Source organism: Streptomyces sp. NPDC006879 (assembly GCF_042869595.1).
Taxonomy (GTDB): Bacteria; Actinomycetota; Actinomycetes; order Streptomycetales; family Streptomycetaceae; genus Streptomyces.
In genome coordinates, this window is sequence record NZ_JBIAGC010000009.1 from 144,068 (window position 1) to 164,429 (window position 20,362).

Consider the following 20,362-nt stretch of genomic DNA (forward strand, 5'->3'; position numbering starts at 1 on the left):
CTTCCGGGGTCAGGCGGGTGTCCAGTGCGAGCCCAGGTCGGCCCACAGGTAGGCGGTGGTCTCGACGCCCTTGAAGAGGAGGTCGAGTTCGATCTTCTCGTTGACGGAGTGCCACCCGTCGGACGGCACCGAGATGCCCAGGAACAGCACGGGCGCGCCCAGGACGTCCTGGAGGTCCGCCGCGGGCCCCGATCCGCCCTCCCGGGTGTAGCGCACCTTCTGGCCGAAGGCCCGGCCCATGGCACGGACCACGGACTGCAACGCCGGATGGTCCAGCGGCGTCAGGCACGGCCGGGTGGGCGCACCGAAGGTGATGTCGTGCCGGATTCCCGCCGGGACCCGAGCCATGACCCAGTCCTTGACTGCGGCCTGCACCTGGTACGGGTCCTGCCCCGAGACCAGCCGGAAGGAGATCTTCAGCTGGGCGCTGGCCGGGATGATCGTCTTCCCGCCCGGCCCCTGGTAGCCGCCCCCGATACCGTTGAGCTCCGCGGTCGGACGCGCCCAGACCCGCTCCAGCGTGGAGTACCCGGCTTCGCCCGAGGTGCCGTACGACCTCGCGGTGCGCAGCCACTCGGACTCGTCGAACGGCAGCTCGGCGATCAGCGCGCGCTCGGTGTCGGTCAGTTCCTCGATCCCGTCGTAGAAACCGGGAATCGTCACCCGCTCATCGGCGTCGTGCATCTGGGCGAACAGACGGGCGGCGACGGTGGCCGGATTGGGCACCGCACCGCCGAAGGAACCCGAGTGGATGTCCTGGTCCGGCCCGTACAGCTCGATCTCGCAGTCGGCCACGCCCCGCATGCCGGTGCAGACGGTGGGGGTGGTCTCGGACCACATGCCGGTGTCAGAGACGATCACGGCGTCGGCGCGCAGGCGCTCGGCCCGTGCTTCGACGAGGGGACGCAAGTGCGGGGAGCCGGACTCCTCCTCACCCTCGATCAGCAGCTTCAGGTGCACGGCGGGCGTGCTGCGGCCGGTGGCGGCGAGATGGGCCCGAACCCCGAGGGTGTGGAAGAACACCTGCCCCTTGTCGTCGGCCGCGCCCCGCGCGGTCATGCGGCTTCCGTCCGCACTGATGACGGGCTCGAAGGGGTCGGTGTGCCAGCCGTCCTCGCGGGCGGCCGGCTGCACGTCGTGATGCCCGTAGACGAGGACGGTCGGCGCTGCCGCGTCCTCGCTGGGCCACTCGGCGAACACCGTCGGCGCGCCGGCGGTCTCCCAGATTTCGGCGACCGGGAAACCGGTCTCCCTGAGCTTGTCCCGCAGCCATTCGGCGCTGCGGCGGACCTCCGGAGCGCGCTCGGGCTCGGCGGACACGGACGGGATGCGCAGCCACTCGGCGAGGTCGTCGAGGAAAGCGGCACGGTGCGTGTCGATGTACGTACGGACGGCGCTGTCCGGGGTTTCGCTCATGCCCAGGAGCCTATCCGCCCCCGGTGGAGCCGTTGTCGGGGTCCGGGGACTGCGCTGGTCCGGCGGACTCGCCGGTGAGGAGGCGTTCCAGCGCGGCACGGTCCGGCAGCCCCTTCGGTCGCACCGTCTCCCCGCTGCGGACGTGCAGGAAGACCCCCTGGACCCGCTCCGGGTCGATCCCGAGCTCCTCGGCCCAGGCCAAGCGGTAGATCGCGAGTTGGAGTGGGTCGGCGGTGCTGGCGCGGCCGGTCTTCCAGTCCACGACCTCGTAGGTGGCCTGCGCGCCCTCCCCCTCGCGGTAGACGGCGTCGATCCGCCCGCGGATCACTCTGCCCGCGAGCGTGAGCTGGACGGGCGTCTCCAGGCGGTAGGGGGTGCGGGTGGCGTAGGGCGTGCGCTCGAAGGCCTCCTTCAGCGCGTGCAGGTCCTGCTCGTCGGCGATCTCCGCCTCGGCGCCGGGCAGCTCCTCCGGGTCGAGCCAGGGCAGCGGCACCTCCTGGAACCGCGACTCCACCCAGGCGTGGAAGCGCGTGCCGCGGCGCGCCGCAGGCTGGGGCTGGCGCGGCATCGGACGGGCGATCTCACGGGCGTAGGCCTGCGGATCCGCGGCGATCCGCAGCAGGTCCGAGGCGGACAGCGAAGCGGGCAGCTCCACCTCGCGCACGGAGGCCCGGGTCCGACGCAGTTCCCCCGCGAGGGCGTCCAGGTCCTGGTCCCAAGAGGCGACGGTACGGCTTTCCTCAGGTGTCAGAGGTTCGCCGGCGCCCGCCGACGGTCGCTCGACCGCGGGAGGGAGTCGGGGCCGATGACCGACGGCGGGTGGAGCGCCGAGGGGTGCTTGCGGCGCCGGTGCCGGTGCTGGTCCCCCATCGGGGCGGGAATCCACGGCAGCCCATGGGTCCCCGTCACCCGGATCCTCGTAGGCGGGCTCGTCGTAGGCGGGCTCCTCACAGTCCGGGGGCCACAGGTACTCCTCCTCCGCGCCCTCCGCGCCCTCCGGGGCGGTGGGCGCGGAGGGCGTCGACATGGCGGTCTGTGACGCAAGCCCGTCCAGGTGGGCCAGCACCGTCTCAGCGGCCTTGCGGCGGCGGGCCAGCGAGGTGGCGTCCAAGGGCAGGGGCCAGGCACGGTCCGCGACGGCCTCGGTCAGGGACGGATTCTCCGCTTCGGCAGCCGGCTCCGGTGCCCAGACCTCGATCTCCCCGTGACCGGCCTCGCAGTGCGCGTGGAGGGCGTCGAGGAAGTCCGACGGACCGCGACGGCGCTTTTGCGAAGGGCCCCACCAGTGGCCGGATCCCAGCAGCAGGGAGCGCGGGCGGGTGAAGGTGACGTACCCCAGGCGGAGTTCCTCGGTGGCCTGGTGGGCCGACATGGACGTCTTGAAGTCACGCAGGCCCGTCGCGGTCCAGGCGGCCACCGCCGGCAGCGTCGCCGCGTCGCCACGCAGCACATGCGGCAGGACCTTGGGCTGGGCGGTCCACGCCTCACGCCCTTGATCGCTCGGAAAGGTACCGCGCACCAGACCGGGAACGGCCACCACGTCCCACTCCAGGCCCTTCGCCTTGTGCGCCGTCAGCACCTTGACCGTGTTGTCCCCGCCGGGCAGGGCATGGTCCAGCCCCTTCTCGTACTGCGCGGCGGTCCTCAAGAACGCCAGGAAGGCAAGCAGGCTCGCCTCGCCGTCCAAGGCCGCGAACCCGGCGGCGACATCGAGGAACCCGGAGAGCGTCTCCCGCCGCCGGGCCGCCAAGGCGTGCGGCGAGGCGGCCAGCTCCACGTCGAGGCCGGTGGTCGACAGCACCCTGTGCAGCACGTCCATCAAGGGGTCGGCCAGCGACCTGCGCAGATCGCGGAGCTCCGCGGCGAACCGGGCGAAGCGCACCCGGGCGTCGGCAGAGAAGGGCAGGGTGTCACCGCCGGCTCCTTCGCCGTCCAAGAAGCGGTCCAGGGCATCGGCGAGGGAGATGACTTCGGCGGGATCCACGCCCTCGACCGCCTCGGCCAGCCGGTGGTCCGGGTCCTGCTCGCCCTCCCCGGCTCGCTCGTGCCGGACGAGCGAGCGGGCCCGGCGCCCGAGCAGCGCCAGGTCGCGGGCGCCGATCCGCCACCGGGGTCCCACCAACAGCCGGACCAGCGCGGCGTTGGCCCCCGGATCCTGAAGCACCTCGCAGACCGCGACCAGGTCCGCCACCTCGGGCAGGTGCAGTAGGCCGGAGAGCCCCACCACTTCCACGGGGACCTCCCTGGCCACCAGCGCGGCCTGGATGGCGGCGAAGTCTCCGGCGGTGCGGCACAGCACCGCGATGTCGCCGGGTTCCTTGCCGGTGCGCACCAGGTGGGCCAGGGAGTCCGCCAGCCAGTCGAGTTCCTCGGCGTGCGTGGGCAGCAGGGCGCACCGGACCTGGCCGTCGCGCTCGGCGCCCGGCGCGGGGCGCAGCGCCTCGACGCCCTCGTGCATCGCCCGCAGCGGTGCGGCCAGGCCGTTGGCGAGGTCCAGCAGGCGCCCGCCGCTGCGACGGTTCTCGCTGAGCGCGTAGCGGGTGGCCGGACGGCCGTCGGCGTGCGCGAAGTGTTCGGGGAAGTCGTCCAGGTTGGCCACGGACGCGCCTCGCCAACCGTAGATCGCCTGGCAGGGGTCGCCGACCGCGGTCACGGCGTGCCCGGTGCCGCCGCCGAACAGGCCGGACAGCAGCAGCCGCTGGGCGACCGAGGTGTCCTGGTATTCGTCGAGCAGGACGATCCGGTATTCCTCGCGCAGGATGCGGCCGACCTCGGGGCGGGTGGTGGCGAGCTCGGCGGAGTACGCCATCTGGTCGCTGAAGTCGAGGAGGTCCCGGGAGCGCTTCTGCTGGCGGTAGCGCTCGGTGAGGTCGAGCAGTTCCAGTCGGGCCGCTGCCGTCTGGGGAACCCTGCGCAGGTCCTGGTTGGTGAGTCTGGCCCCGGAGAGGGCCTTGAGGAGTTCCTGGTCGTGGGCGCGCAGTGCCGCAGGCTCGACCAGGTGCTCGGACAGTTCGCCGTCCAGCGCGAGAAGGTCGCTGACCAGGTCGGGGATGGACTTCAGCAGGGCCGGGTACGGGCCGGGGGCCTCGCGCAGCACCTGGGCCGCCAACTGGAAACGGGTGGCGTCGGCCAGCAGCCGGGAGCTGGGCTCCAGGCCGATGCGCAGCCCGTGGTCGGTGAGCAGCTGCCCGGCGAACGCGTGGTAGGTGGAGATCCGCGGCTCGCCACCGGTGGACTCCGAGGCGGGGTCCGGGTCGGTGATCCCGGCGCGGACCAGAGCGGCACGGACCCGCTCGGTGAGCTCGGCGGCGGCCTTGTTGGTGAAGGTGAGGCCGAGCACCTGCTCGGGAGCGACCTCGCCGGTGCCGACCAGCCACACCACCCGGGCCGCCATCACCGTGGTCTTGCCCGATCCCGCTCCGGCCACGATGACCTGTGGCGCGGGCGGAGCGGTGACGCAGGCCAGTTGCTCGGGGGTGAAGGGGATGCCGAGGAGCTCCTTGAGCTGCTCGGGGTCGGTGAGAGGAGCGGACACGGGCAAAAGGCTAGCCGCTGCCGCTGACACCTGTGCTTGACCTGTGGTTCTTCCTGTGTCCGGACTCATTCGAGGAGGTGCTGGCCCTCCGGCAGGGCGCTGCACGAGCTACGGAAGGAGCAGTGCGAACAGTGCCGGCCGGTGGCCGGGGCGAAGCGCTCGTCGAGGACTCGACCGGCCGCGTTGGCGAGGAGGTCGCCGACCCAGTCGGCTCCCTCCGCGTCCGCGCCCGGCGCCGCTTCGGACCGCTGCGCCGGCAGTGCCTGTTGGGCCTGCACCTTGGGGACCGTGTCACCGCCGTCGCGCTGCGCCGCCCCCTGCCGCAACTGGACGAGCTCGGCCCCCGCGGCGGTGGGCCGCAGTCCGGCGAAGGCCTCGTCGACCGCGCCTTCGCGTACGGCGAGCTGGTAGACGGCGAGCTGCGGATGGCGTGCGACCTCGGCTGTCGAGGGCGCGGACTTGCCGGTCTTGAAGTCGACCACGTAGGCCCGGCCCTGCGGGTCGGCCTCCACCCGGTCCATGGAACCCCGGATGCGGATCTCGTGACCGCCGGCACCGAGGGTGATGTCGAAGGGCTGTTCGGAGGCTACGGGGGTGCGGCCGGCGCGGTCGGAGACGTGCCAGCGCAGGAAACGTTCCAGGGCGGCGCGGGCGTTGTCCTTCTCCTGGCGGGACTTCCACGGCGCGTCGAAGGCGAGGGCGTCCCAGACCGATTCCAGGCGTTCCATGAGTACGGCGAGATCGGCGGGGGTCCGGCCGGAGGCGACCTCGTCGGCGAGGACGTGCACCACGTTGCCGAAGCCCTGCGCGGTGGTGGCGGGGGCGTCCGCCTTCACTTCACGGGCCAGGAACCACTGGAGGGAACAGGTCTCGGTGAGCAGGGTCAGGGCGCTGGGCGAAAGCGTGACGGGCTGGCCCGGATCGCGCAACGGCGCACTGGTGTGCGTCGGCTCGTACAGGCCCCACCAGCGGTGCGGGTGCGCGGCCGGGACCAGTGGCTGCCCGTCCTCATCACTCAGCGCGGCCAGGCGCGCCAGCCGGCGGGCCGCCGCGTCCCGCAGCACGGTGGAGGCCGCGGGGTCGACGGTGGTGGCGCGCAGTTCGGCGACGAGCGCGGAGACCGCGAGCGGGCGCCGGGGGCGACCGGTGACGTCCTTCGGCTCGACCCCGAGTTCACGCAGGAAACGGGAGGGCTGGTCACCGTCTTCCGCGGGGGCCTTGACCGCGGTCAGTACGAGTCTTTCGCGGGCGCGGGTGGCGGCCACGTAGAACAGGCGGCGCTCTTCGGACAGCAGCGCCCCCGGGGGCAGCGGTTCGGCCAGGCCATCGCGGCCGATCCGGTCGGCTTCGAGGAGGGAGCCCCGGCGGCGCAGGTCTGGCCAGAGGCCTTCCTGGACCGCGGCGACGACCACGAGGGGCCATTCCAGGCCCTTGGCGCGGTGGGCGGTCATCAGGCGGACCGCCTCGGGGCGGGCGGCGCCGCGGGTGAGCGTGTCGGCGGCGATGTCCTGGGCCGCGACCTCTTCGAGGAAGTTGAGCACGCCCCGACCGCCACTGCGTTCCTCGGCACGGGCGGCGGTGTCGAAGAGTGCGCAGACCGCGTCGAGGTCGCGGTCGGCGTTCCGGCCGGCCGGGCCGCCGCGGCGCGCGTTGCGCTCCAGGCGACCCGGCCATGAGGTGCCGTCCCAGAGCACCCACAGGGCGTCCTCGGCGGTGCCGCCGCCGGCCAGGACCTCCCGGGTCTGGCGCAGCAGCAGACCGAGGCGGTGGGCGGCCTGGGCGTAGGCGGAGTCGTGGGCGACCAGCCGTTCGGGTTCGGCGAGTGCTCGGGCGATGAGCACGTCGGAGGGAGCCGGGGTCCGTTCCCCCGCGGTGCGCGCCTCCTCCCGCAGGGCTCGGCCGAGTCGACGCAGGTCGGAGCTGTCCATGGCACCGAGCGGCGAGGCGAGCAGGCTGAGCGCGGTGTCGGCATCGATCCACGCGTCGGTTCGCGCGCGCGCCTCGGACGGCTCGGGTGCCTCGGACGGCTCGCCGGAACCAGTGGGTGCCGCGGTCACCGGTGGAGGGTCGCCCGGGCCGGGGTCGAGGGCCGCGGCGACGGTCCGTAGCGCGAGAAGGAGCGGGGCGACCGCCGGTTCGTGGCGCAGCGGGGCGTCCTGGGCGTCCGTGATCACCGGAACGCCCGCGGACGTCAGGGCCCGCCGGAGGGAGGGGATGGTGCGCCCACCTGCGCGGACCAGGACGGCCATGTCCCGCCACGGCACCCCGTCCTCCAGGTGGGCGCGGCGCAGGATGTCCGCGATGTTGTCCAGTTCGGCGCCGGCGGTCGGGTACGTGTAGGCCTCCACGGTGCCACCGGGGCGTACCGGGGTGAGCGCCCGGTGGGCCCGGACCTTCTCCGCGGGCAGCCGCGCCATGGGCATCCGGGCGGTGAGCTGTCGGGTGGCGGCGAGCAGTGTCGCGCCGGAGCGTCGCGAAACGTCGAGGACCGCGACCGGCGCCGGTGTGCCGTCGAGCTGGCGGAAGGACTCGGGGAAGTCGAGGATCCCGTTCACGTCCGCGCCGCGGAAGGCGTAGATGGACTGGTCGGGGTCACCGAAGGCGACCAGGGTGCGCCCACCGCCGGCGAGCGCACGCAGGAGCCTGACCTGCGCGGGGTCGGTGTCCTGGTACTCGTCCACGAACACCGCGTCGTAGCGGGCGGCCAGGTCGAGCGCCGGGCGCTCGGCGAGCAGTACCGCCCGGTGCACCAGCTCTGCGTAGTCGATGACGCCCTGGAGGTCCAGTACGTCCAGGTACTCGGCGAGGAAACGGGAGGCCGCCATCCAGTCGGGCCGTCCGATGGCCCGCGCGAAAGTGGCCAGTTCCTCGGGTGAGAGCCCCAGCTCCCGGGTGCGGGCGAGTACCGCCCGCACCTCGTCGGCGAATCCGCGGGTGGTCAGGCAGGCCCGTAGTTCGTCGGGCCAACGGATGCCGCCGAGCTCCACCTGGCCCGCGAGCAGCTCGCGTACGGCCACGTCCTGCTCCGGGCCGGACAGCAGCCGCAACGGCTGGGCGAACAGGTCGGCTTCCTGATGGGCGCGCACCAGCGCGTAGCAGTAGGAGTGGAAGGTGGTGGCCTGTGGGGAGCGCGCTCCACCGAGCCGGAGGGTGGTGCGGTCGCGTAGTTCCACGGCGGCCTTGCGGCTGAAGGTGAGCACGAGGATCCGGGACGGGTCGGTGCCCGCCTCCACCCGGGCCGCGACCGCCTCCACCAAGGTGGTCGTCTTCCCGGTTCCGGGACCGGCGAGCACCAGGAGCGGTCCCCGCGCGTGATCAACCACGGCGCGCTGTGGTGCGTCCAGCACAGGGAGGTCCCTCAGCGTCGGCGCGGCGCGCACCAGTCGGTACGCGCCCTGGGGCCGCGTACGACGGGTGGAAGTGGAGGTGCTCACGTGGTTCGCCGGTCCTGGTGGGTCGAGGTGGTGGTGGCGCCACCGCGCAGGGACCTGCGCGCGTCGGCGGGGGAAAGTGCGGTGGGCGGCTTGCCGAGTGCTCTCACCCGGCCGGGTGACGGGGCGGGACCCGTCGACGCTACGCCATCCGGTCCCCTGCTGCGGACACCGATCTCCCGTACGGCTGCCGAATGGCGGAAGCTGAAGGGTGTGAGGATGACCGCATCTCCGCTGCCGCGGCCGGCCACGGGCACCGGGCCCGGGCGCCCGCCAGTGGACGCGCGCCCGCCTTGCGCCGCGGGCCGGAGCGGACCGCCCGGGACGGACCTAGCCAGCCCATCGGGCCCGCTTCATGTCAAGGCGGGGCAGGTGCCCTTCAGCCGTGCGACCGGCTTCCCGGAGCGGAGTGCCTTCGATGCGGTAGTGCTCCAGCGCACGCAGTTCGTTGCCGGCCAACAGGACGCCGTCCGAACGGACCACCCGCCACCAGGGCACCGGCCCGCCGTACAGGGCCATCACGCGGCCCACCTGTCGGGGGCCGCCCTCCCCGAGCCATTCGGCGACGTCCTTGTACGTCATCACCCGGCCGGGCGGAATCCGCTCCACCGCATCCAGCACCCGTTCCGCGTACTCCGGCAGCTCCAACTCCATTCGCCCCATGGTGCCGCATGCCGTGGACGGCCCGTGAGCGCGTTGCGCAAGACGGCGGTCGGACATCGCACGCCTTGTCGGGCGACCCTGATGCCTTCCGCTCCCGTCGGTCCGTGCCACCATTTGCCGGGCGGTGAGCGGTGATACGAGATCAAGAAGAGACGGCCAAGGCGGCTGCGACGGCGAAGGAGCAGGATGTGAATCCTTCCGCTGCGGAGTCCACGCCTGGCCTCGGCGCGTCCGAACCCGGTCCGCAGGCGGACTCGGACGCCGCTTCGTCGAGCGCGCCGAAGGCCGGTGCTCCGCTACCGGCACCGGCTGAGTCCGAGGTGACGTCCGTCACCGCCGACGAACAGCCGTCCGCTGTGGACCCGGACGCGGTGGAGGTCGACGAGCCGCTGCTAGCGGCCCGCGTCCACCGACCCTCCGATCTGGTGCGGCTGCTGGTGGGCACACTCGGCATCGCCGTCGTGCTGGCGATCGCCGCCTTCGCGCACGGCACGACGGTGGGGCTGGAGCAGGACATCAGCAAGGGCACCGGCCAGGCACCGGACATGCTGATCAAACTGGCGGGGCTGGTGTCCAGCATCGCCGTGCTGCTCGTTCCGGTCGCCTTCGCCATCGAGCGACTGATCAAGCGCGACGGGCTGCGCATCGCGGACGGCGTACTCGCCGCCGTCCTCGCTCATGGTGTCACCCTGGCGGCGGACCTGTGGGTGGCGCGCAGTGCCTCGGCCACCATCCGGGACGCGCTGACCCAGACGGCGGGCGGGGGCGGCGGCTACACCGATCCCGTGCACGGCTACCTCGCTCCGGTCATCGCCTACATGACTGCGGTCGGCATGACCCGCCGACCACGCTGGCGGGTGATCCTTTGGGTGGTGCTGCTGCTCGACGCCTTCGCGATGTTGGTCGGCGGCTACACCACGCCTTTCTCGATCGTCCTCACGGTGCTCATCGGGTGGAGCGTCGCCTACGGCACCCTGTACGCGGTCGGCTCCCCCAATGTGCGCCCCACCGGTCAGAACCTGTTGGCGGGGCTGCGACGGGTCGGGTTCGCGCCGGTGGCCACCCGGCGCGCGGAGGAGCGGGTGGACCTGGCTGAGCAGAACGACCGGGGGCGGCGCTACCTGGTCACCCTGGAGGACGGGCCACCCCTCGACGTGACGGTCGTGGACCGTGAGCAGCAGGCCCAGGGCTTCTTCTACCGGGTGTGGCGACGACTCACCCTGCGCGGAATCACCACGCGCCGCAGCCTCCAGTCCCTGCGCCAGGCGTTGGAGCAGGAGGCGCTGCTGGCCTACGCGGCCATCGCGGCCGGGGCGAACGCGCCCAAGTTGATCGCCACCTCCGAGCTGGGCCCGGACGCGGTGATGCTCGTGTACGAGCACCTGGGCGGACAGACTCTCGACACGATCCCCGACGAGGAGATCACCGACGATCTGGTGCGCGGTGCCTGGCAACAGGTCAGGGCCCTACAGTCACGGCGGATCGCCCACCGTCGGCTGACTGGTGACGCCCTGGTGGTGGATCGTTCCGGCAGGGTGATCCTCACCGATCTGCGCGGCGGCGAGATCGCCGCCGGTGACCTGGTCCTGCGCATGGACATCGCCCAGTTGCTCACCACCCTCGGGCTGCGGGTCGGCGCGGAGCGAAGCGTGGCGGCTGCCGTGGACGTCCTCGGCCCCGACGCGGTGGCGGACTGCCTGCCGCTGCTCCAGCCGATCGCGCTCAGCCGGTCGACCCGTGCGACCTTGCGCAGGCTGGCCCGTGAGCGGGCGCAGCGCGAGCGCGAGGCGGTGCTGGGTGCCTCCCGTTCGACCAAAGAGGCACGTGAGGAATCGGGGGGCCGGTCCCCGTCCGGACAGCCGGTCGTGCCGGGCGAAAAGGCGCTCAAGCGGGCCGAGAAGGCGGAGAAACGGGCCGAGAAGCGGGCGCTGGACGAGGCGCTGGAGGAGGCGAGGGAAGAGGACCTGCTCAGCCAGATCCGACGTCAGGTCCTGCTGATCAGACCACAGGCTCCAGTGGAACCGGCCCGGCTGGAGCGGGTCCGTCCGCGGACCCTGGTGAGTTTCATCGCGGGTGCGTTCGCCGCCTACTTCCTGCTGTCCCAGCTCACGCACATCGACTTCGCCCAGGTGATCGGCGACGCCGAGTGGGGCTGGGTGGCCGTCGCACTGGCCTTCTCGGCGCTCAGCTACTTCGCGGCGGCGATGAGCCTGCTCGGTTTCGTACCCGAGCGCGTGTCCTTCCCGAAGACGGTACTGGCGCAGGTGGCTGGTTCCTTCGTGAAGCTGGTGGCCCCCGCCGCGGTCGGCGGTGTGGCGCTGAACACCCGCTTCCTCCAGCGTTCCGGGGTCCGACCGGGACTGGCGGTGGCGAGCGTCGGCGCCTCCCAGCTGTTCGGCCTGGCGAGCCACATCCTGCTGCTGCTGGCGTTCGGCTACCTGACCGGCACCGAGAAGACCCCGTCGATGACCCCGTCCCGAACCGTGATCGCCGGGCTGTTGACCGCGGCGGTCCTGGTGCTGGTGGTGACGGCGATCCCGTTCCTGCGGAAGTTCGTGGCCACCCGGGTGCGGGCCCTGTTCGCCGGCGTCGTGCCGCGCATGCTCGACGTGCTCCAGCGTCCGCAGAAGCTGCTCACCGGCATCGGCGGCATGCTGTTGCTCACGGGTTGTTTCGTCATGTGCCTGGACGCTTCGGTGCGTGCGTTCGGCGGTGGCGGTTCGGTGAGCTACGCGAGCATCGCGGTGGTCTTCCTGGCGGGCAACGCCCTGGGGTCGGCGGCTCCGACGCCGGGTGGTGTCGGAGCCGTGGAGACCACTTTGACCTTCGGTCTGATCGCGGTGGGCGTGGACAAGGAGATCGCGCTTTCCGCGGTGCTGCTGTTCCGGGCGATGACCTTCTGGCTGCCGGTGCTGCCCGGATGGCTGTCGTTCAACCACCTGACCCGCAAGGGCTCGCTCTGAGGAACGGTGCCCGAGGTGGAGGGGCCGCGGCGGCTACGCCCACATGGCCGCTCCCCACCGGCGGCGCCGGGGCCCCGGACGGAGGATGGGGTCATGTCGAGAACCCTGCTCCGCGCTCACCGGGCCGCCGTAGCTGCCTTCCTCGCAGCTGCCCTGGTGGGCGGCGGTGCCGCCTGCTCGAACGGTGGCCAAGACGCGGGTAGGGACCTCGCCGATCAGAAGCTCGACTGGAGCACCTGCCCCGCTCCGTCCACCGCCGAGGGAGGCGGGAACGCCCCGTCGCAGGAGTGGGAGTGCGCGGCGATGGACGTGCCGCTGGACTACGAGGACCCGGGCGGGGAGACCATCGAACTCGCGCTGATCCGGGCCCGGGCCAAGGACGAGGAGAACCGCATCGGCTCGTTGGTCTTCAACTTCGGCGGGCCCGGAGGCTCGGGGGTGGCGACCCTGCCCGGCTTCGGCGAGGAGTTCGAGGGGCTTCGGGAGCGCTACGACCTGGTGAGTTTCGATCCGCGCGGGGTCGGTCGCAGCGCGGGCGTGCGCTGCGAGGACGACCAGCAGTTGGACGTCTACTACGCGCAGGACGCTTCCCCGGACACCCCCGCGGAGGAGCAGGCCTTCACCGAGAGCATCAGGAAGTACGCCGATGCCTGCGAGACGAACTCCGGCGAGGTGCTGCCGCACGTGGGCACCCTCGACGCGGCCCGCGATATGGACCTGATGCGTCAGGTGCTGGGCGACGACCGGCTGCACTACTTCGGCATCTCGTACGGCACGGAGCTCGGCGGCGTCTACGCGCACCTCTTCCCCCAGAACGTGGGCCGTGCGGTCTTCGACGCCGTGGTCGATCCCACCAAGACTGCGTCACAAGGCGCGTTGGGGCAGGCCGAGGGCTTCCAGCTGGCACTCGACAACTGGGCGCAGGACTGCGTGGACCGGGGGGACGAGTGCCGGCTGCAGGGCAGCACCGTCAAGGAGATCCAGGACAACATCATCGCCCTACAGCAACAGTTGGACGCGGAGCCGATCCCCGGCATCGCAGACCGCAAGCTCACCCAGACCGCCGCGACCACGGGGATCGCCCAGGCGCTGTACTCCAAGGAGCTCTGGCCGCTGTTGGAGCAGGGGCTCGACGAGGCGGAGGGCGGCAACGGCCAGCTCCTGCTGGCTCTTGCCGATTTGATGAACGGCCGTAATCAGGACGGCAGTTACAGCAACCAAGGCGCGGCGAACGCGGCCATCAACTGCGCCGACTACAAGGAGCGCTACGGCATGCCGCAGACCAAGGCGCGGCTACCGGAGTTCGAGAAGGCATCCGCGGTCTTCGGCGAGTTCCTCGGCTGGGCGCTGATGAGCTGCACCGGCTGGCCGGTGCCGGGCGCTTGGGAGACCCCTGATGTGAGCGCGCCGGGCGCGGCGCCGATCCTGGTCATCGGCACGACGGGAGATCCGGCCACGCCGTACGAGGGGGCCCACAAGATGGTGGAGCGGCTGGGGCCGGGGGTGGGCGTGGAACTCACCTACCGCGGCGAAGGACACGGCGCCTACACCAGTGGCGATCCCTGCGTACGGCAGGCGGTGGACGGCTACCTACTGGAAGGGAAGGTGCCGACAGCCGGAACGGTCTGCGGATAGGGCGGAGTCGGCCCTGAACTTGGCTCAGGGGCTAATAGCACGCCGCTGATGGAGTCGCCCCCGTAAGCCGTATTCGATCTTGCGTAACTGGTTGCACTCACCTTGCTTCGCGCATCAAGTGATCCCCCTTTGCGCCCTGTCGCTGCGCCTCCCAGCCGCTAACTTGCGTCTGCCACAGACATTTACCGGGGGAACGCATGGCACTACCGCACCAACCTGGGCCCGTCACCGATCCACGGCTACACGCGCGGACCGAGGCCACCCGGCTCCTGTGCGCCGGAGTCCACCTCGACCAGGAGTTCCGTGACCGAGTCCTGGAAGAACTCGTCGAACACGAGGAGCGCCCGGTCGCCCCCTCCCTCGGCGTCGACGCCGCATCCGTCCTCGCACACGCCGTCCTGGCCAGGAACCGGGAACTGATCGCCTCCGCGGCGGTGCTGGCCCTGTGGATCATGTTCTTCCTCCTGGGCACTCCGAGCAGCTCCGACCTCACGACCTCGACCGACCGCTCCTCAGGTTCCTCCTCATTCGGGTCCTCGGAGCCCACGGCACCCGACCTGGACCTCGGTGCACCCGTCCTCTACCTGGGCTGCTGCGTGCTGTTCTGGCTCAGCAGGGCGGCGCGCGCCTGGTTGCGGGAGCGACCTCGCAACAGGCTGGTCAGATACCTGATCCGCTACCTCATGTTGCTGACCCCGATGGCCTTCCTCTTCTACTTCCTGTCCGTCACGGACCACATCTCCAACGGCGAAGGCCGGGCCTGGCTGGACCTCATCTTCCCCGTGTTGCTCGCCCTGCCCGGCTGGTGGCGGCGCGACCAGCTCCAACGCCTGGCGCGCACCGGCCTGAGCCGGTCGGTATTCCGGACCGCGCCACAGGTGGAGGTGCCCGACAACGGCCGCTACCAGCGCATCAGCCGGGCGATCGTGCGCGAACAGCACTCACTGCTGAACATCTACGACCCCTTCGAACCGTTCCTGGGCGCCGGAGAACCGCACAAGCCGTGGTCGTTCGCGATCGAGTTGAAGCGGAGCAAGCAGGGCCCCCAGGGCGCTGCGACCCTGACCGGGCGGGACGTGGTCGATCTGATCCGGCCGCGCCTGGAAGCGCTGCGGGTCTCGGCAGTCGACGGCCAGAGCCGGGACCGGCTGCGGAGCCTGGAAGTCGACGAGTTCGTCTACGTGCCCGGCGGCGTTCACCGGGCCGAGGTGCCTCGGGACGCGGCGACCGTCAACGAGCACCTACTCACTTCGGTCAACGAGGGCGGCGAGGGCCGCAGGCACTTCCTGCGCGTGCGTGTCGGCGCCTGGAACGAACAGGTCGTCCTCACGGTGCTGGTCCGGGTACACACCCAGGGGGGCATGCTGGTGCTGGAGGTGGTCCCGCATGTGCTGCCTCCGGTACGAGCCGACTTCCGGGCCCTGGAGGACCTGGAGGACCCGCGGCGCAACACCGTCGCCCGAACCGTGGTGCGAACCCTGGTGGACAGCCCGCTGGCGCTGTTCAGTGCGCTCAGCAGTCTGGGCCGGACGATCGGCTCGACCTACCGCACCTGGCTGGCCGCCCCGAGACATTCGGTCTCTGAGGGCCCCAAGGCCTCGGTACGCGAACTGGGCAGCGCCGCCGGACTCTCGCTCTTCCAGGAGATGGACGTCAGCCGCTACCTGAAGACCATCCAGGACCGGATCGCGAGCGGCACCCGGGAGGCGTTGCGAGTCAAGGGCTTCGAAACCGACGAGTTCCAGCAGCAGATCATCAACGTCTCCGAGGGCAGCGTGTTCATCGGCGAGATGAGCGGCGGAGCGGTGGCCACGGGCAAAGACGCGTACGCCGTGAACAACGGAGGGAGCAGGGCATGAGCGGAACCGGAGACGAGGAGCGGGCCCGGCGCGAGCCGGGCAGTATGTCGGCTTCCGGCGGAAGCATGATCATCGGGTCCATGACCAACGGCGCAGCGGCCGTCGGCTCGGGTGCCACCGCCGTGAACGGGCCGGTCAGTGGCAGTGCGGTGGGGCGCGGCGCGCGCCTGCAGTCGGCAGCGGCGGACGAACTGCTCCGGGTTCCCGAGGAGTTACTCCAGCAGATGGCCGCACTGCGGGCACAGCTGGCGCTGCTGGCCCCCGACCAAGAAGGCGTGAGCGAGGTGGCGGGCGCCCTCCGGGAGATCGAGGAGAGCGGCCAGGGTGAACGCGGCCGACTGGAGCGCCTCATCCGGTGGCTCAGCCCCGGCGGCAGCGCGGCGGCGGTACTCGGAGCCGCCGCAACCGTGTCCCAGGCGCTCTCCGAACTCCTGGGCTGAGGAGGTCCCGCCGTGTACTGGGACGAGGAACGCCAGGAGTGGGTTCGCAGCCCCGCGCCGTCGCACGAACCGATCGCGCGACCGCCGTCGGAGGCACCCGCACCGCCGACGCCAGCCGCGCCGCCGCGCGCCCCGACCGCTCCGGGGCCGGCCCTGCCGCCCGGACCCCCGCCGGAGGGCTTCCGGCCGGAGGTCGACGCACCAGATGGGCCGCCTGCTCCATCGACCGGGTCGACCACTCCCGAACCGGTCGACCAAGCGCCCGCACCACCCACCCGTCCACCACTGCCGTCCGTCCCGGCCCCTGGGCAAGACCCCGGCCAGGAGGTGGGCCCCGCCAGCGGCTCCGGCACGGCGGGGATTGCCGTGTCGGCGGCGGCACGGGGCTGGCACCGGGTCCCGATGGCGCGGATGAGCGGTCAGGGTCGCCGGATCGCTCTGGTGTCGGTCGCCGTGCTGGTCCTCGCCGGGGGCGGCGGACTCGCCGGCTGGCTCCTCGCCGGAGCGGGCGAGCATGGTGCCCCGACGGCGGGCCCGTCCCTGGATGTGGGAAAGAACGCCGCCGCGCCCTCCGCCGTCGAAACCTTCGCCTCCCCGGAAGAGGAACGGTCCCCATCGGCTCCCGCCGCCCCGACGACCAGCCCCACCGCCTCCCCGGAAGCCTCAGTTCCGCCGGACTACGCGCTGCGGACGGACACCGCCGGATTCCAGCTGCTGACGCCTGTCGGTTGGCTGCGTTGGACCGAGCGACAGAGCGTCTTCTACGGAACCCCCTCGCGCGACACCGCGCTCCAGGTGTTCACCCTGGAGGAACCGACCCCTGCCACGTCCATGCGTCTGGCAGTGGACCTGGCCAAGGACCGCCAGGGATACCGACAGATCGCCCTTGACCTGTCGGGCGCCGGCCCCAGGGGGGCGGTCCTGCACGAGTACACCTTCGCCGGGCAGGAGTTCGGGCCACAGCGGGTCATCGACCAGCGCTTCACCGCGGAGGACGGCACCCGTTACAGCGTGCTGGTGCGCGGACCGGCCCAACCGCGGAGCGAGCTGGTCGAGGTCCACCACAACGCGGTGGAGCGCTTCTGCGTGAGCGGGTTCTGCGCAGGGGACCTCTGAGGGCCTCCGGCCGTCCCGTTGCTGGCGTCGTGCGCGGGTGCGACGTGGTCGAGCGCTCCTGGTCCGGGCCCACAACGCGGCGGGAACGGCCACCTCCACGGCGGCCGTTCCCTTGAGTCTCCGTCACATCCGACGGGCCGTCGGCTCGGTGGTTCCCACTCCCGGAGCCACGGGGAGCGGGAACACCTGGCTCAGTAGACCGGCTTCTGCGGCTCGATCTGGTTCACCCAGCCGATGACTCCACCGCCCACGTGCACCGCATCGGCGAAACCGGCGGACTTCAGCACCGCCAGAACTTCCGCACTGCGGACACCCGTCTTGCAATGCAAGACGATCCGCTTGTTCTGCGGTAGGTCCTCCAGGGCGGTGCCCATCAGGAAGTCCCCCTTGGGGATCAGCCGGGCGCCCGGGATCGAGACGATCTCGTACTCGTTGACCTCGCGGACATCGATGATGTCGATGTCCTCGCCCCCGTCGATCCACTCCTTGAGCTGCTTGGGAGTGATCGTCGAGCCGGCGGCGGCCTCCTGGGCCTCCTCCGAGACGACACCGCAGAAGGCCTCGTAGTCGATGAGCTCGGTCACCGTCGGGTTCTCACCGCATACAGCGCAATCGGGGTCCTTGCGGACCTTCACCTGGCGGTACTGCATCTCCAGGGCGTCATAGATCATCAGTCGCCCGACGAGGGGCTCCCCGATGCCGGTCAGCACCTTGATGGCCTCGGTGACCTGGATGGAGCCGATGGACGCGCAGAGCACGCCCAGCACACCGCCCTCGGCGCAGCTGGGCACCATGCCCGGCGGCGGGGGCTCGGGGTAGAGGCAGCGGTAGCACGGACCGTGCTCGGACCAGAAGACCGAGGCCTGGCCGTCGAACCGGTAGATCGAACCCCACACGTACGGCTTGTTGAGAAGCACACAGGCGTCGTTGACGAGGTAACGGGTGGCGAAGTTGTCCGTGCCGTCGACGATCAGGTCGTACTGGCTGAAGATCTCCATCACGTTCTCGGCCTCAAGCCGCTCTTCGTGGAGGATCACGTTCACGTACGGGTTGATGCCCAGGACGCTGTCGCGGGCGGACTCCGCCTTGGACCGGCCGATGTCCGCCTGGCTGTGGATGATCTGGCGCTGGAGATTCGACTCGTCGACCTCGTCGAACTCGACGATGCCCAGGGTGCCCACACCGGCTGCGGCGAGGTACATGAGGGCGGGTGAACCCAGGCCGCCCGCACCCACGGCGAGCACCTTGGCGTTCTTCAGCCGCTTCTGCCCGTCCATCCCCACATCGGGAATGATCAGGTGGCGGGAGTACCGGCGGACCTCGTCAACGGTGAGCTCAGCAGCTGGCTCGACCAGGGGTGGCAGCGACACGGGGACTCCGTAGATGGTTAAGTCTTAACGGTTGTTCTCCCCGTAACACTGCCACGCCCTCCTTCATTCCGAGACACCATGTCCGATGCGCGAGACGATTTCGTCCCAGTAGGCGGGCATCCCGGCCCATGGATCAGCTCCCGCTGGCCGGTTCGTGAACCAGACGGTTCCGGCCCCGTGCCAGCGGGCGACCCTGACGGCCTCCTCCAAGTGGGTGCGCGGCACTCCGTGGACGAAGTGGCAGAAGCGCTCGGGCGGGTGCTCGGCGGTCCATTCGGCGGCCTGGCTCCACCGGTAGTCCGACCAGGAACCGACGAAGGTGACCAACTGGTCAGCGATCTCGGCGTAGCCGGGATGGGGGTGGGTGCCGTGCCCGAGCACCAGGTGGGAACGGTCCAGCAGCGACCGCAGTGTGGTCGTGAGGCGACGGACCTCCGCCAGCCCCTCCCGGCCGGCCGGTGCTCGATCCAGGTAGAAGCCGTCCACCCGGTACCAGTCCAGAAAGCGGTGGGCATCGGAGACCAGCTTGCCGAAGGGCCGCGCCCCGTCACCCATCACCAGGCGTCCGAGCACCCGCCCACCCGCGGCGCGCAGCCGGGTCGTCGCCGCCAGGCACTGCGGGTCAGGGCGCTGCCCCGGCCCGTCGGCGACGTCGAGCACCGCCCAGTGCAGGGGCGTTCCGGGCCTGCTCAGCTCCGCCCACTCCAGGGGGGCGACCAGGGGGTGCGCGTAACCGGGCACCCCCAGGCCGAGCCGTCCCGCCCCGGTGGCGGCGGGACGGGCACCCGGGGTGGTCAGATGCGGCACGCCGCCTCCATCCAGATGTCCGCCAAGGACTCCTCCAGGTTGATCCGGGGTCGCCAGCCCAGCCGATCGCGGGCGGTGCGGACGTCGGCCTGCTGCCAGGCTCCACACCCGTCCGGGTAGGGGTACGCGGGCAGGGGGGCGCCGCCGGGGTGCTCGCCGGGGGATTCGGACCGCTGGGCCCCGATGCTCGCAGCCATCAGGCCGGGCCGAGCGGGCGGGGAATCGAGCTCGTGCAGGGAACCGCCGTATCCGGCTACCCGGGCGAGCACGGCCGCGGCATCGCGCAGCCGAACCGCACGACCGGTGCCGATGTTGACGACCCCCTGGGCGGCCGAGAGCGAGGCCGCGTGGACGGCGCGTGCCACATCGCGGACATCCACGAAGTCCCGGTGCACCCCGAGGCCGCCCAACTTGAGCTCGCCGTCCCCCGACTGCATGGCGCGCCGCATGGCCTCGGCCAGCCTGCCGAGCGGCGAGCCCGCCGGCGTCCCGGGCCCGACGGGCGAGAAGACCCGCAGCACCACTGCGTCCAGACCCGAGCCCAGCACCAGCTCGGTGGCGGCGAGTTTGCTCACGCCGTACGGTCCGCCAGGGCGTGGTACGGCGTCCTCGGCGGTGGAGGACCCCGGCTGGCTGGGCCCGTACTCGGCGGCGCAGCCGAGCTGCACCAGGCGGGCGCCGCAACCGCTGCGGCGCAGTGCCTCGCAGACGGTGGCCACGGCAACGGTGTTGTGCCGGGTCAGGTCCCGGGCACCGCCCCGGGTGGTACCCGCACAGTTGATGACGACGCCGGGATGGACGGCGTCGAGGAAGCGCGTGAGCGCTCCGGGGCTGCCGGCGGCGAGGTCGAAGCGGACGTCGGCGTCGTCGCCGCGGCCGAGTGCGGTGAGTTGGACGGCCGGGTCGGCGAGGAGCCTGTCGGCTACGTAACGACCCAGGTATCCGTTGGCTCCGATCAGCAGCACCCTCATCGCGCGGCCCCCGCGCGCCGACGGTTCCTGCCGGTTGGTTGGGCGGTCATCTGTCGTTCTCCTTCGTCACTGGTGATGGCTTGCTCGGTGGGGTCCCACGGCGTCGGCTCCGCGGGAGCGGTGGAGGGGACGGGTCGCCCCGGGTGGGTCGGGACC

Annotated in this window: 12 protein-coding genes; 5 read left to right on the forward strand and 7 right to left on the reverse strand. The window is 71.6% G+C overall.

The genetic code is table 11. From position 1 onward, the window contains the following. Positions 1-9: 9 nt before the first annotated feature. The 4 genes from ACFYMC_RS10315 to ACFYMC_RS10330 form a co-directional block, all read right to left on the reverse strand. Positions 10-1,416: a M20/M25/M40 family metallo-hydrolase gene (locus ACFYMC_RS10315; protein ID WP_388521735.1), complete on the reverse strand. Its 1,407-nt coding sequence runs from the start codon at positions 1,414-1,416 to the stop codon at positions 10-12. A 10-nt stretch (positions 1,417-1,426) separates the two neighbouring features. Beyond that, positions 1,427-4,951 carry an ATP-dependent helicase gene (locus ACFYMC_RS10320; protein WP_388521737.1) on the reverse strand — a complete coding sequence of 1,175 codons (3,525 nt, stop codon included), beginning with the start codon at positions 4,949-4,951 and terminating at the stop codon, positions 1,427-1,429. Between the two features lie 65 nt (positions 4,952-5,016). Next, on the reverse strand, positions 5,017-8,385 hold the full coding sequence (locus ACFYMC_RS10325) for an ATP-dependent helicase (RefSeq protein WP_388521740.1): 3,369 nt from the start codon (positions 8,383-8,385) through the stop codon (positions 5,017-5,019). A 327-nt stretch (positions 8,386-8,712) separates the two neighbouring features. Further along, a complete protein-coding gene (locus ACFYMC_RS10330; protein ID WP_388521861.1) occupies positions 8,713-9,045 on the reverse strand; it encodes an MGMT family protein in 333 nt (110 codons plus the stop codon). A 188-nt stretch (positions 9,046-9,233) separates the two neighbouring features. Here ACFYMC_RS10330 and ACFYMC_RS10335 point away from each other — a divergent pair, with 188 nt between their 5' ends. The 5 genes from ACFYMC_RS10335 to ACFYMC_RS10355 all read left to right on the forward strand — a co-directional run bounded on the left by ACFYMC_RS10335 (position 9,234) and on the right by ACFYMC_RS10355 (position 17,058). After that, positions 9,234-12,008 carry a lysylphosphatidylglycerol synthase domain-containing protein gene (locus ACFYMC_RS10335; protein ID WP_388521743.1) on the forward strand — a complete coding sequence of 925 codons (2,775 nt, stop codon included), beginning with the start codon at positions 9,234-9,236 and terminating at the stop codon, positions 12,006-12,008. Positions 12,009-12,101: 93 nt separating this feature from the next. After that, entirely contained in the window at positions 12,102-13,643 is a 1,542-nt protein-coding gene (locus ACFYMC_RS10340; protein ID WP_388521746.1) for an alpha/beta hydrolase, read from the forward strand. A 197-nt stretch (positions 13,644-13,840) separates the two neighbouring features. Further along, entirely contained in the window at positions 13,841-15,502 is a 1,662-nt protein-coding gene (locus ACFYMC_RS10345; RefSeq protein ID WP_388521749.1) for a hypothetical protein, read from the forward strand. Next, positions 15,499-15,942, forward strand: a complete 444-nt coding sequence (locus ACFYMC_RS10350) for a hypothetical protein (protein ID WP_388521752.1) — start codon at positions 15,499-15,501, stop codon at positions 15,940-15,942. The genes ACFYMC_RS10345 and ACFYMC_RS10350 overlap by 4 nt, the downstream gene beginning before the upstream one ends. 411 nt (positions 15,943-16,353) lie before the next feature. Further along, complete coding sequence (locus ACFYMC_RS10355; RefSeq protein ID WP_388521755.1) at positions 16,354-17,058, forward strand: hypothetical protein; 705 nt, start codon at positions 16,354-16,356, stop codon at positions 17,056-17,058. A gap of 191 nt (positions 17,059-17,249) precedes the next feature. On the opposite strand, the gene moeZ is transcribed toward ACFYMC_RS10355, so the two are convergent. The 3 genes from moeZ to ACFYMC_RS10370 all read right to left on the reverse strand — a co-directional run bounded on the left by moeZ (position 17,250) and on the right by ACFYMC_RS10370 (position 20,206). Beyond that, the gene (gene moeZ / locus ACFYMC_RS10360) at positions 17,250-18,428 is read right to left on the reverse strand and encodes an adenylyltransferase/sulfurtransferase MoeZ (protein WP_388521758.1); all 1,179 of its coding nucleotides are present in this window, start codon (positions 18,426-18,428) and stop codon (positions 17,250-17,252) included. A gap of 63 nt (positions 18,429-18,491) precedes the next feature. Continuing rightward, positions 18,492-19,235 (reverse strand): spherulation-specific family 4 protein, encoded by a 744-nt coding sequence (locus ACFYMC_RS10365; protein WP_388521762.1) that lies wholly within the window; start codon positions 19,233-19,235, stop codon positions 18,492-18,494. After that, positions 19,223-20,206: an NAD-dependent epimerase/dehydratase family protein gene (locus ACFYMC_RS10370; protein WP_388521765.1), complete on the reverse strand. Its 984-nt coding sequence runs from the start codon at positions 20,204-20,206 to the stop codon at positions 19,223-19,225. The genes ACFYMC_RS10365 and ACFYMC_RS10370 overlap by 13 nt, the downstream gene beginning before the upstream one ends. Positions 20,207-20,362: the final 156 nt, after the last annotated feature.

Bases quoted from the DNA above. Each gene is read 5' to 3' on its own strand.
- ACFYMC_RS10315 (WP_388521735.1), bottom strand. From the start codon at position 1,416: ATGAGCGAAACCCCGGACAGCGCCGTCCGTACGTACATCGACACGCAC.
- ACFYMC_RS10330 (WP_388521861.1), bottom strand. From the start codon at position 9,045: ATGGGGCGAATGGAGTTGGAGCTGCCGGAGTACGCGGAACGGGTGCTG.
- ACFYMC_RS10340 (WP_388521746.1), top strand. From the start codon at position 12,102: ATGTCGAGAACCCTGCTCCGCGCTCACCGGGCCGCCGTAGCTGCCTTC.
- ACFYMC_RS10345 (WP_388521749.1), top strand. From the start codon at position 13,841: ATGGCACTACCGCACCAACCTGGGCCCGTCACCGATCCACGGCTACAC.
- ACFYMC_RS10350 (WP_388521752.1), top strand. From the start codon at position 15,499: ATGAGCGGAACCGGAGACGAGGAGCGGGCCCGGCGCGAGCCGGGCAGT.
- ACFYMC_RS10355 (WP_388521755.1), top strand. From the start codon at position 16,354: ATGAGCGGTCAGGGTCGCCGGATCGCTCTGGTGTCGGTCGCCGTGCTG.
- ACFYMC_RS10370 (WP_388521765.1), bottom strand. From the start codon at position 20,206: ATGAGGGTGCTGCTGATCGGAGCCAACGGATACCTGGGTCGTTACGTA.